Raw genomic sequence first — 11945 nt, forward strand, 5'->3', positions numbered from 1 at the left:
ATGACTTAGTAAGATGTAAGTATGTTAGTAGGGAAAATGAATAAAGGAGAGTGGAATGAATGAGATACGAAATGGGGTTATATAATAAACCTTTTCAGTCAATTCAATCAGGAAAAAAGGTATATGAAGTACGCTTATACGATACGAAGCGTCAACTTATAAAACAAGGCGATGAAATTGTATTTACGAACCTTACGACAGCAGAAATGATGGCTGTAAAAGTAACGGAAGTAAAGCGATACAAAATCTTTAAAGAACTGTACGAGCAAATTGATAAAAAATTTTTGGATTGTGAAAATGATAGTTTAGAGGAGATACTAGAAAGTACATACAAAATATATACGAAAGAACAAGAAAAAAAGTGGGGAACAGTTGCCATTGGTATTGAGGTAATAAAATGATAAGAAATCGCGGCGGGGCTATCATTGTGCAGGAAGGGAAAATTGCTCTAATAAAACGTATTCGAGAAGGTGAAACATATTATGTTTTTCCAGGCGGAGGAATTGAAGAAGGAGAAACACCTGAAGAAGCAACGAAGCGAGAAATTTATGAAGAATTAGGGGTACATATAAAAGTAGAGCATCTAATTGCAAAGGTGGAGTTTAAATGTACGGAGTATTATTTTAATGCCCATATTATAGATGGAGTTTTCGGAAGTGGTAAAGCTGAAGAATTCGAACTGAAAGATAGAGGGAGTTATATTCCGTTGTGGTTGCCGATACACGAGTTGGAAAAAGTGAATATAAAACCGTATGAAGTGGTCGGAAGTATATTCAATCATTATAAAATATAAGGTCTGACAACATACAAAAAAAACCATTGACATAGTCTTCTGATTTAAGTATTGTATTCGAGTATGTTTATAATCAGGAGGTTTATATGAGCAATCAAACTACTACACATCATGTGAAAATGACAACAGCAGATCCATCTGGAATTGGTCTATTTGGATTAGCGATGGTAACACTTGTAGCATCATCTCAAAAGTTAGGCTTAACAGATGGCGTTTCACTTGTATTACCGTGGGCAATCTTTTTAGGAGGGTTTGCACAAATCTTTGCTTGCATTCACGATGCAAAGCATAACAATACGTTCGGTACAACAGCATTCGGTGCGTACGGCCTATTTTGGCTAGGTGTTGGAATGACTTGGTTAATTCAACTTGGAGTATTTGGCGAAAAATTAGCACAAGCTGCAGATTCAAAACAGCTTGGTATAGCCTTTATCGGATATTTGATTTTCACAATCTTTATGACAATTGGTGCAATGGAAACACATAAAGTATTATTTATGATTTTCGTCCTTATTGATTTCTTATTTATTGGTCTTTCATTAAGTACTTTAGGTGTTATGCCGCACGCAATGCATAATTTAGCAGCATATTCTGAACTTCTTATTTCATTATTATCTTTCTATGGTTCAGCAGCAGCAGTGTTAAATACACACTTCGGAAAAGTTGTTTTACCAGTTGGAAAACCGTTTGGTATTTTTAAAAAGTAATAAAAAAGCACAGATGATTGTATAGTCATCTGTGCTTTTTTGTATGGAATAAATAAAAATGAAAAATACAATTGAAATTGATTCTCATTATTAATATAATGAGAATGAGAATCATTTATTGTAAGAGGGGGATGCCGAAGTGGCGAAAATTTTAATAGCTTATGCAAGTATGTCAGGAAATACAGAGAGTATTGCTGATTTAATTAAAGTTAGTTTAGATGCCTTTGATCATGAAGTAGTATTGCAAGAAATGGAAGGCATGGATGCTGAAGAATTATTAGCCTATGATGGAATCATTTTAGGATCTTATACGTGGGGCGATGGTGAACTACCATTTGAAGCGGAAGATTTCCATGAGGACTTAGAAAATATAGATTTATCAGGAAAAAAAGTAGCAGTATTCGGATCAGGTGATACGGCGTATGAATTATTTTGTGAAGCGGTAACGATATTTGAAGAAAGGCTTGTAGAACGCGGTGCAGAGCTTGTACAAGAAGGATTGAAAATCGAACTAGCTCCAGAAGATGAAGAGGATGTTGAAAAATGCAGTAATTTTGCAATTGCATTTGCTGAGAAGTTCTAAGAATGGGAGTGTCAACGTGGAGACAATGTTAAGTGCGACCGCTATTACAAAGTTAAGAGATGGAAAGCTTATGTTAGCTACTACATATAATGGATTATTTATTGAACAAGATGGAGAATGGAAACAAATTTTAAATGGTTTTCAAAAACGAATCAGGGATTTACATAGCGAAGATAATGTAGTGTATGGTGTAGGTGACGAAGGGATTTTTATTCGTAGTATGAATGGTGGAGAGAACTGGACGGTTCAGCGTTTTCCAACAAAAGCAACGAGTTGGAATGTATGTAGTAATGTACAAGGAACTGTCATTGCTCATGGAGATAAAACGTTGTATCATTCTAATGATTTTGGTTCGACATGGGAAACCATTCATCCATTTCTTGAGTATGGTGGCGGGGCACCATCTATTCGATCGTTATTTTTATATAAACATTACTTATTTATCGGTACGAAAATACATGCTAAATATGGTGGTGTTTGGCTCTTTAATTTGGAGACACGTAAATTAAAGAGGATTAAAATCGTGATGAATCAGATGATTTCAGCGTTGACTTTACACAATTCTTATTTAGTAGCAGCCAGTGGATCGTGCAAGGGGATTAGTGGGAATATTTCTTTTTGTAAAATAGATGAAAGTATTGAGAGTGAAAAAACATATTGGCACACATGTGAAAGCGAGCAGAAAGCAAGTAGTTATTTAGACTTAAGTGTAGATCAACATGTGCTATATACAACGTCAACGCAAAATAAGGCGGGGATTAGTACTGTTTGTCGTGTACTTCTAGAAGAAGGAATTGTTACAGTATGTGACTCAGTTAAAGGGCATGGCTGGCGTATCGTTAACCAAAAAGAAGGCTATGTTGTAGCTGGATCAGGTGAATTAAAAGCGATGCAGTGGAAGAAAAAAGTTGTTTAGCAAAAAAAACTTTGCTTTTATTATATTGATATGATATATTATATTTAAACCATTTTACTTTTAATAATATAGAGATTTAAATGAGCTGTAACTTCCGAGGAGGATAGCAATGTTAAATCTCCTTAGGGGTTGCAGTTTTTTTATGTCTGAAGTATTATTGTAAAGTGGTTGAAAATGAATATGTACATATAGGTACATTGTAGGAGGATTTTTTACATGCAAAACGGTAAAGTAAAATGGTTTAACTCAGAAAAAGGTTTCGGTTTCATCGAAGTTGAAGGCGGAGAAGACGTATTCGTTCATTTCTCAGCTATCCAAGGCGACGGCTTCAAAACTTTAGAAGAAGGTCAAGAAGTTACTTTCGAAGTAGAACAAGGTAACCGTGGACCTCAAGCTACAAACGTTAACAAGAAGTAATTACGGAAAAAAGAAGGGCTTGCCCTTCTTTTTTTTGCATTTTTATTGAATAACCTTCTATGTACATATCATAATGAGATTGAATTTTCGTTTTTAGACGAAGTATTACATGCATAAAGTGCATGAATAAATAAATACTGAAAATAAAGTATGTGTGTGAAAAGGAATGTAGAAAGAGGTAAATAAATTGGAAAACGTTACACATTTTATTGTGTTTGATATAGAGAGAAATTTCAGGCCGTATAAATCAGACGATCCGTCAGAGATAGTTGATATCGGGGCTGTAAAAATAGAAGCAAGTACAATGAAAGTAATCGGAGAATTTTCGGAGTTAGTAAAACCAGGTGCACGTCTTACTCGTCATACGACAAAATTAACGGGAATTACAAAGAAAGATTTAATTGGTGTGGAGAAATTCCCGCAAATTATAGAGAGATTTATTCAGTTTATCGGAGAAGACTCTCTATTTGTTTCGTGGGGAAGAGAAGATTATCGTTTTCTATCGCATGATTGTACGTTACACGGTGTAGAATGCCCATGTATGGAAAAAGAGAGAAAATTTGATTTACAGAAATTTGTTTTCCAAGCGTATGAAGAACTGTTTGAGAATACACCAAGTTTACAATTTGCAGTAGAACAGCTCGGCTTAACATGGGAAGGGAAGCAACACCGAGCTTTAGCAGATGCTGAAAATACAGCCAAGATACTTCTTAAAGTATATAGCGAGAGAGATATTCATAAACGGTACAAAAGACACGGTGAGCTTGAACTTGTAGAGAACGGAAAACTAACAGAAAAAGCGAAAAAAAAGATGCGAAAATGGGTATTTAAAGAAATGAGAAAAAATACAGAGCGTCCTTTCGTTTGGAGTACATTTGAAAGTAGTGACACGTGGGAAAATATAACGGAAAGATACTATATAAGTGAATCTACAATAGAACTATTGAAAAAGCATTTTCGTACGGCGGTGAGAAAGGCGGAAAGGCAGATTAGGTATTTGGCTGAGATGGAGGAGAATGTAGAGGTTAAATGACATTCTCCTCTACTTCTATCTACATAAATTTTACGTCATCATATTAAATAGGAATTAATTTGTTGGGATTGGGCCATTATAATTGCTTTGAAAATTAAGATGTGGTAAGAATTTTAAAATATATTAATAAGAGCCCATAGTAATGAAAGAGGGTAGAGTTAAATGGAAGCAATCTTTAACATTTTAACCGTCTTAGTTTTTTTGATAATATTTACTACACTATTAGCACTAATTACATTTCCTTTTATAGTAAAAAAAGAATTGGAAAACGCTTAATATATCTTTAAATCGTGGTGTATGAAAGATTAAAATCTAAGAGTAAGGTAAGAGTTTTATACAAGGGAGGTGTGATAGTGATAGACTTAGATATCAAAGATGTCACCGTACAGATGGAATTAAACGGTGTCTTTTGGAATGAGGATGGAATTGCTGAAATGATGGTTACTACAAAAGAAGAGCATTCTCTTCTTCTTCGTCTAGTAGTTGACTTAGAGAGTAAAACTATTAGGGCGACGAGTGCCGAAATAGTGAATGGATTCTGTCTTCTGTGCAAACAGAAAAGGGACGAATGTAGTGAACTGAATGACTTACAAAACAAAATGGATATTTTAGAAGAAGCTTACGATTGGGTGAGAGAGCATCCGGAATATCGTTTTCAATTATCTTTTTACGAGTACAATAAATTTGAGGTAGTGAAGTGAAATTTTCATTTTAATAACATACATAGTGACTACTCTAATGGAAATACGCTTGTACAACAAAGGAAGGAATCTACTAGATTCCGCAACAAATATCATCTTGAGTTAAAAAAATTAAAAAATAAGCATATATTGTTATAAAACAGAGCAACCGATTCTTAGTAGAATCGGTTTTTTTATAAATATCAACTATGCCCCAAATAAAAGAGCGCTTGTTAACAGCGCTCAGGAAAAATAGTTATATGGAAGCATTTATTCAATCCCGTTCGGATCATAAGAATACTGCTGCTTATTCTCAATCCGCTCAATCACATCTTGCAATTCATCCGGCTTCAAAAACTCAATTGGAGAGAAGCCTTTCTCAAACGTAAGTGTATCAGCCTCAATCATTAATACATATCGGTCGTTTACCTTTGCGATATGTATTAAGTCTCCGAAATCAGCAAGCAGGGCCTTCACAGAGATATGATCTGCTTTTAACTTTAATTCCACTTCAGGAGCATGCTCGACGATTTGAGCAGTAGCTTCCATTACTTCTTCTGTTGAAAATTGTTCCATAATTTCACGTTTCGGACTGGCAGCCCATACTTCCATTGCTTGGTCGAATTGTTCGCGTTCTTCCGTACCTTCTTCAAATACATCTTCAATTTGGTCGTATACCATGTCCATTACTTGTGTTTTCATAATTTCAGGCATAGAGCGTTCATATTCGACGAATTTTAAGAAGTCTTCAAAGTAGCGGGCGTGTGATGCTTGATGGATTTTTAGCTCGCCGACTTCGACCATACCTTCTTCAGGCATGTACGGATATTGGATAGATTTCATGTTTTTTGTTGTGATAGCCATTTCAACGTTACGAATCAGTGTGGATTCATCGGAAATAGAAGCGACTTTCGGCTCGAAGTCACATTTCATAACGAAGACGAATGGATCATCAAAGTATTTGCGTAGTTTTGCTTGTGCAATTAAAAATACACCACCGCGTACAGCACTTGTGTCAAGATATGTATAAACGAGAGGTTCGCTCATATCTTTGAAGTTTTCTTTTGTTTCCGCAAAGCGAATGCGATTAAATAGGTTGTAATGAGGGTTTGAATCAAGTTCGTGCCCTTCTTCTACAATGAAGCGACCGATTTTTGTCGGAGCTTGTTCTGTTTTCGCATGACGTTCTACTTTTCGCTTTGAAATTTTTAATAATTCTCCATTCAAAAATTCTTTTAAGGAGCTATCTTCATACTCTTCAGCGTCTAATGTTTGAAAATGTTTGTAGCGCTTATCAACAGCTTCACCTTTTCCTTCTACTTGTACAACATAAAAGGAAAGATAATTTATTTCAAAATCCATATTTATCACCTTGTTTCATTTCATTAACTCTTATCAGTATAGAGATGGAAAAAACTTTCGTCAATTTATATAAGGAAGGGGAAGCCCCCTTCCTTCATATATTTTTTATTTTCGAAATTAAAATCCGTCTTCTAATGCTGAAAATGGAATGTTTAGTCTGTTTTCTATTGTGCGTAAACGTTGGTTTAAGCGGTTTAATCTACGTGTATGACGCTCAACCGTGTTTTCTAATTGACGTACTCTTTGCTCAAGCTCATTTACTCGTCTTTCTAATTGACGGTTTCCAGTACCAGGAAAAGAGATTGGAAGTTGGAATTGTCGATTTTGATCATATGGATTAACTTGTTCTACTGGATCCATATATTGTTGATATTGTGCTTGTAAATCATATTGAGGCTGATAAGCATTTTGGTTATATGGATCGTATGGATTGTAGGGGTACATAAAAACATCCTCCATTTCTTTAAATTAGGTTAATTCACCATAATGTATGTGCAAAAGCGGAGCGGCGGCACGGCAAATACCTATTTATGTTCAAGGGATGTTTCTTTATAAATAAGAATATGGAGTTTTTACATTTGTATTTCTTTTGTTTTATGGTATATACTGGATAAAAGAATGGGGTTACACAAAGGTTACAATTTTATCAAACTCAAACTTTTATGTAAATATGTATAGACATTTACAAAAGAAAAGAGTAATTTATATAGAGTAAAAAATAACTTGTAACATTTTATAAATATATTGTAAAATGATTGTAACAAAACATACATAAAAATGAAATAATACATAAAAGTAATACTGGGGAAAAGGGGAGAGTATATTGTTCCGTAAAGTAAAGGGTATATTAGTTGGGGTGTTATGTGTAGCTGTAGTGAGTGGTTGTGGTACAAAAGTAAGTGATGTTGCATTAGTAAGTGATATTGGTGGCCACACGGTAGAAGCTAAAGCAGAAGTACAAGATTCTATTAGTTTAGTGGATGGTCGTACAGGTACTGAAGTGAAAAAACTAGATTTATCGAGTTTAGGTTATTTTGAAGACGAAGCAAAATTTAAAAAATCGGTAACGAAGGTTGCTAGCGAGGTTGGGAAAAGTGTTGACAAAAAGATGGTTCCTTCACGTGTAGCACCTGATGGAAGTTGGCAAGAAGGAAAACCTTCTTATGAATTAATGGAAAAAGAATTAGTAGATAAATTATTAAACGTTGGTATGTGGGATTCTTCATATCAGTTACCTATTGCTGAGAAAAAGCCTACCGCAACATTAAGTGATGCGCAAGGAAGTGGTACGGTAATTGGTAGATATGAAACGAATTTAGGTGGCTCAACAGGTGGACGTATTGAGAATATTCGTTTGTCAGCAGCGAGCATAAATGGAGTTGTATTAGCAAAAGGAGACCGTTTCTCTTTCAATGCATTAATTGGTGATACAACTCCAGATAAAGGATATCAACTAGGAAAAGAAATTGTAGATGGTAAATTAGTAGATGGATATGGCGGTGGTGTTTGTCAAACATCATCAACATTATACAATGCAGCAGATCAAGCTGGTTTGAAAATGGTAGAGAGAACGACACATTCTAAAACGGTAGGTTATGTTCCACAAGGAAGAGATGCTACAATTGCATATCCATACTTAGACTTAGTGTTTGAAAACACGAATGATGCACCTGTGAAACTTTATATGGGCATTCAGGGCGGAAAGTTAGTTGCTGAAGTACATAAAATGAGATAAGAATAATAGTAGACTGTTTCGTAAAGTCACCTTTTCTGAAAGTTAGAAGAGGGGGCTTTTTTATTATGTAAATAAAAAAAGATTATAAATTCTGACTTTTCTTATTTACATAGGGTGATTTTAGTTGTATCCTTCATAGTAACGGTTATATGTATTGGAAATATATAAGGATAAGGAGATGGAGTTATTCATGGTACAAATTCATCCGAAAACTCGTATTGGTCATGTTGAATTTAAAGTGGTAGATTTAGAGCGCCAAATTGCTTTTTATGAGAATGTAGTAGGCTTAGACGTAATTAAACAAGAGGGGAATAAAGCATATTTATCAGGAAAAGGTGGAAAGAACACGTTACTTGTTCTTGAAAAGTTAGAGGACGGGGTGCTGCAAGAGCCGCGTACGACTGGTATATATCATGTAGCCTTTTTAGTTCCGACTCGTGAGGCCTTTGCTTCGGCATTATTTGGGGTGGTTCGTAATAAGAATGTAATTGATAGCCCAGCTGAACAAAAAGGGCGTTATACATATTCAAATGAAATTTTACCAATTTCAAGGTTTAATAGTGCAAGTGATCATACGTATAGCGAAGCGTTTTATTTACAAGATTTAGAGGGAAATGGTATAGAAATTTATGCAGACCGTCCGCGTGATCAATGGGGAGAAGGACCAGGAGGAAGTACGCCACTTGATTTAAAAGAGCTAGCAACACTCGTTGATTATGAGTTTGATGGCTTACCAGCTGAAACGGTCGTTGGACACGTACATTTACGCATAGCGGATGTAGAGAAGTCTCATGAGTTTTATGTAGAAACAGTAGGATTTGAAGTGCAACAGCGTGAAGATGATTGCTTATTTATTTCTGCAGGAGGATATCATCATCATATAGGTGCAAATACGTGGAATGGTATACATAATCCGCACCCACCAGCACATGCAACTGGACTTAAAGTATATACAATTGTATTACCGCATAAAGAAGCGTTAGATGAAGTGAAAGAAAGGTTAATGGAAAAACAACATAAAGTAAACGAAAGTACAAATGGATTTACAGTAGTAGATCCTAGTGGTATTACTGTAAAGTTTGAAATAGAAACAGCATAAAAGAAGCCGGGAAGTGTATAATCACTTTCCGGCTTCTTTTTGATACGTAATCCAAGTAGCACAAGGATTAAAAAGAAAGGATTTTAATATTTCCATTGCGTATATACTTGTTGAATCAAATTCACCTTGAATGAAAGAGTAGCCGTGTTTATTTGCATACATAGCTTGTTTGAAAACGAGCAGTTTCAGTAAGGGTAAATCTTCTATAGTGTGAGTCCCACACCATCCTAGTTCTACCGTATTATCCTTTTCTGATGTATGGAGGAAAGAGTATGCCATAATTTGATGTTCTTCATCTATAATGAGAAAGCTCCCATCTAGTAGTACATCATCAGCCAAAAGCATCTCTTGCCAAGTTTCGAGAGAGAATGAGGCAACCGGATTTGCTAAGTGAGTATACTCGTAATTCGTTTTTACTAAGTGAGCTAGTTTTTCAAAGAAGCTATTATTGGATACGATATTTGATAACGTTTGTACATGATAATTTGAAGGAAGCATTGTATCGATAGGTATGATTTTTTGTACGTCTAATATCGGCAAAAATGTTCTTCGAATTTCCATAAAATTATCTTCTTCATAATAGGCTTTTAAATGAGCTGATGTTTCCCATACAGAGGTTTGCAATGGTAGTTTGAAGTTTTCTCGTTTTTGAATTTCGTTTAATAAAAATTGTTCAATGTGTAGCCCTGAATAGAAAGGATTCGTATATATTCGAAAGTATGTGCAGTATGGATGGAAGTTATTGCTCCAGGCGAAAAAGATGCCTACTACATCTTTTTTATAGTAGGCAATATATGCACATTTTGTTTTATTACCTCTTAATAAGTTAAATAGATAAGAATCTTCATTGTATAAATCAATAAGTTGTTTTACTTGTAGCTCATTACTTCTACTATATTTCTCTAGAACAAGATTGTTTTCATTGGATGGCTTCTTCATAGCTCAATCCAAAACCGTCTTACTACATTTCCATCTCCCTCAGTGAAATCATCATCACGAAGCCCGCCGTTATGTAAAATTGTTTTTTCTGAAGCTGTATTCACTTCATCGCAAACGACAAGTGCTTTCGTAATGTTTAATTCCTTCGCTTTTTCCAGTGATAACTCTAATAACTTCGTAGCATAACCTTTTCTTCTTTCGGAAGGGCGAATGCCATAACCGATATGACCGCCAGCGTTAAATAAATGTTCGGTTAAACTATGGCGTATATTAACAGCACCTACAATTTTATTTTCATCTGTAACGAGCCAATACGTAGAGTCTGGTACCCAAGATTTAGGAAGGTTTACTCCGTTATGTGCATCGAGTAATTCTTGAATCATAGTGGGGAAGTTAGAAGGGTCTTTTGAAATAACCCAGGGAATCATCGTTTCACCACTATTTTTCCATTCGTTATAAAAATCTAAGTATTCGTCTTGTAAATCGGTAGTAGGTGTAAGTAAAGAGACGTTCATTGTTGGTAAGCTCCTTTATTTATGTAGTATGTATAAAAAATTACGAAACTAAATGAAAGCGTTTTCTAAACTTTCTCAACCTCATTTCATGTAATCGACCTTTGTTTTTTAAGAAAATTAGTGGAAGTTTAAAATTAGAAGCTATTCATTTTATGTTAATATTAAAAATATTAACATAAAACAGTCGGAATATTAAGAGTATTTTGATGGAATTCCTTCATATTGATAAAAGGATGTGTGTGATAATTTTTGTTTTATCTATCTATAATGAATGAAAGGGGGAAGGGCTCGTGAGTGTAAATTTTGATTTGATTATACGAATCGGTGTTGCCGGTTTGTTAGGAGCAATAATCGGTATTGAAAGGGAAATTCGATCAAAAGAAGCTGGATTAAAGACTCATTTCCTCGTAGCGGTAGGGAGTGCTTTAATAATGGTCGTTTCAAAATATGCCTTTTCAGATATTATGAATGAAGAACATATGGCTCTTGATCCGAGCCGTATTGCAGCACAAGTTGTTAGTGGAGTAGGTTTTTTAGGTGCAGGTACAATTATTATTCAAAAACAGGCGGTAAAAGGTTTAACGACAGCGGCTGGTTTATGGGCTACAGCAGGAATTGGATTAGCAATTGGTGCTGGTATGTATGTGGTAGGAATTGGAGCGACGATTCTCGTTTTAATTGGTTTAGAGATTGTAAGTCGTATTTTTAAGGTGCAATTTTTATTTCCGCAAAATATAACGGTACAAATGTGTATAAATAAGCATGAAGCGGTACAACAAATATTAGAAACGCTACAAGTGAAAGGTATTCCAATACTTTCATATGAAGTGGAAGCTTTACAGCAAGGTACAGAAACTATTTATAAGGTAGGGATGCAACTGAAAAATATATCGTCAAAAGAAAAGAATGAGTTTATTCAGCATATGCAAACATTACCGGAAGTTACATTCATACAGTTAAAATCATAGTGTTGAAAACGAGGATAGATGTAGCAGGAATTTCGCTATTATCTATCTTTTTTTGATATAAAACGCACGTAAAGTCAAGTGTTAATTTTTACGCGGCATGGATACATGTGTGAACGTTACCTTATTTTTTCTCAATACAGAATAAATAATCAGAATAGTAAAATAATGGAGCGGGACACTAAAAAATGTAAGGTAGGG

General features: G+C 35.0%; 15 protein-coding genes. 11 read left to right on the forward strand and 4 right to left on the reverse strand.

Annotation, left to right across the window (positions count from 1 at the left end):
- Nucleotides 1-59 precede the first annotated feature (59 nt).
- The 8 genes from QCI44_RS10210 (at nucleotide 60) to QCI44_RS10245 (ending at nucleotide 5150) form a co-directional block, all read left to right on the forward strand.
- Complete coding sequence (locus QCI44_RS10210) at nucleotides 60-401, forward strand: ASCH domain-containing protein (RefSeq protein ID WP_016135107.1); 342 nt, start codon at nucleotides 60-62, stop codon at nucleotides 399-401.
- A complete protein-coding gene (locus QCI44_RS10215; protein ID WP_016086881.1) occupies nucleotides 398-793 on the forward strand; it encodes an NUDIX hydrolase in 396 nt (131 codons plus the stop codon). The genes QCI44_RS10210 and QCI44_RS10215 overlap by 4 nt, the downstream gene beginning before the upstream one ends.
- An 86-nt stretch (nucleotides 794-879) precedes the next feature.
- Nucleotides 880-1500 carry an acetate uptake transporter gene (locus QCI44_RS10220; RefSeq protein WP_016086882.1) on the forward strand — a complete coding sequence of 207 codons (621 nt, stop codon included), beginning with the start codon at nucleotides 880-882 and terminating at the stop codon, nucleotides 1498-1500.
- 139 nt (nucleotides 1501-1639) lie between these two features.
- Nucleotides 1640-2083, forward strand: coding sequence for a flavodoxin (locus QCI44_RS10225; protein ID WP_001062763.1), 444 nt, complete (start codon nucleotides 1640-1642; stop codon nucleotides 2081-2083).
- 16 nt (nucleotides 2084-2099) lie between these two features.
- Nucleotides 2100-2999: a WD40/YVTN/BNR-like repeat-containing protein gene (locus tag QCI44_RS10230; protein WP_016086883.1), complete on the forward strand. Its 900-nt coding sequence runs from the start codon at nucleotides 2100-2102 to the stop codon at nucleotides 2997-2999.
- Between the two features lie 216 nt (nucleotides 3000-3215).
- Nucleotides 3216-3416, forward strand: coding sequence for a cold shock-like protein CspB (gene cspB, locus QCI44_RS10235; RefSeq protein ID WP_001179148.1), 201 nt, complete (start codon nucleotides 3216-3218; stop codon nucleotides 3414-3416).
- A 187-nt stretch (nucleotides 3417-3603) separates the two neighbouring features.
- Complete coding sequence (locus tag QCI44_RS10240; protein ID WP_016135106.1) at nucleotides 3604-4449, forward strand: exonuclease; 846 nt, start codon at nucleotides 3604-3606, stop codon at nucleotides 4447-4449.
- A gap of 353 nt (nucleotides 4450-4802) precedes the next feature.
- Nucleotides 4803-5150 carry a hypothetical protein gene (locus QCI44_RS10245; protein ID WP_016135105.1) on the forward strand — a complete coding sequence of 116 codons (348 nt, stop codon included), beginning with the start codon at nucleotides 4803-4805 and terminating at the stop codon, nucleotides 5148-5150.
- 249 nt (nucleotides 5151-5399) lie between these two features.
- Here QCI44_RS10245 and QCI44_RS10250 read toward each other — a convergent pair whose 3' ends face one another.
- Together QCI44_RS10250 and QCI44_RS10255 are read right to left on the reverse strand one after the other, a co-directional pair.
- Nucleotides 5400-6491 carry a DUF3900 domain-containing protein gene (locus QCI44_RS10250; RefSeq protein ID WP_016135104.1) on the reverse strand — a complete coding sequence of 364 codons (1092 nt, stop codon included), beginning with the start codon at nucleotides 6489-6491 and terminating at the stop codon, nucleotides 5400-5402.
- Between the two features lie 117 nt (nucleotides 6492-6608).
- Nucleotides 6609-6950, reverse strand: a complete 342-nt coding sequence (locus QCI44_RS10255) for a hypothetical protein (RefSeq protein ID WP_116329409.1) — start codon at nucleotides 6948-6950, stop codon at nucleotides 6609-6611.
- 364 nt (nucleotides 6951-7314) lie between these two features.
- Between QCI44_RS10255 and QCI44_RS10260 the strand changes: the two genes are divergently transcribed.
- The gene (locus tag QCI44_RS10260) at nucleotides 7315-8226 is read left to right on the forward strand and encodes a VanW family protein (protein ID WP_016086888.1); all 912 of its coding nucleotides are present in this window, start codon (nucleotides 7315-7317) and stop codon (nucleotides 8224-8226) included.
- 190 nt (nucleotides 8227-8416) lie between these two features.
- Entirely contained in the window at nucleotides 8417-9325 is a 909-nt protein-coding gene (locus tag QCI44_RS10265) for a VOC family protein (RefSeq protein ID WP_016135103.1), read from the forward strand.
- Between the two features lie 21 nt (nucleotides 9326-9346).
- Here the strand turns inward: QCI44_RS10265 and QCI44_RS10270 are convergent, their stop codons facing one another.
- On the reverse strand, nucleotides 9347-10264 hold the full coding sequence (locus QCI44_RS10270) for a hypothetical protein (RefSeq protein WP_016086890.1): 918 nt from the start codon (nucleotides 10262-10264) through the stop codon (nucleotides 9347-9349).
- A complete protein-coding gene (locus QCI44_RS10275; protein WP_016086891.1) occupies nucleotides 10261-10779 on the reverse strand; it encodes a GNAT family N-acetyltransferase in 519 nt (172 codons plus the stop codon). The genes QCI44_RS10270 and QCI44_RS10275 overlap by 4 nt, the downstream gene beginning before the upstream one ends.
- Before the next feature lie 290 nt (nucleotides 10780-11069).
- On the opposite strand from QCI44_RS10275, the gene QCI44_RS10280 reads away from it, so the two are divergent.
- The gene (locus tag QCI44_RS10280) at nucleotides 11070-11747 is read left to right on the forward strand and encodes an MgtC/SapB family protein (RefSeq protein WP_016086892.1); all 678 of its coding nucleotides are present in this window, start codon (nucleotides 11070-11072) and stop codon (nucleotides 11745-11747) included.
- The last annotated feature ends 198 nt before the right edge of the window (nucleotides 11748-11945 follow it).

It is taken from the genome of Bacillus cereus group sp. RP37, assembly GCF_040459695.1.
In the GTDB taxonomy this organism is placed as follows: Bacteria; Bacillota; Bacilli; order Bacillales; family Bacillaceae_G; genus Bacillus_A.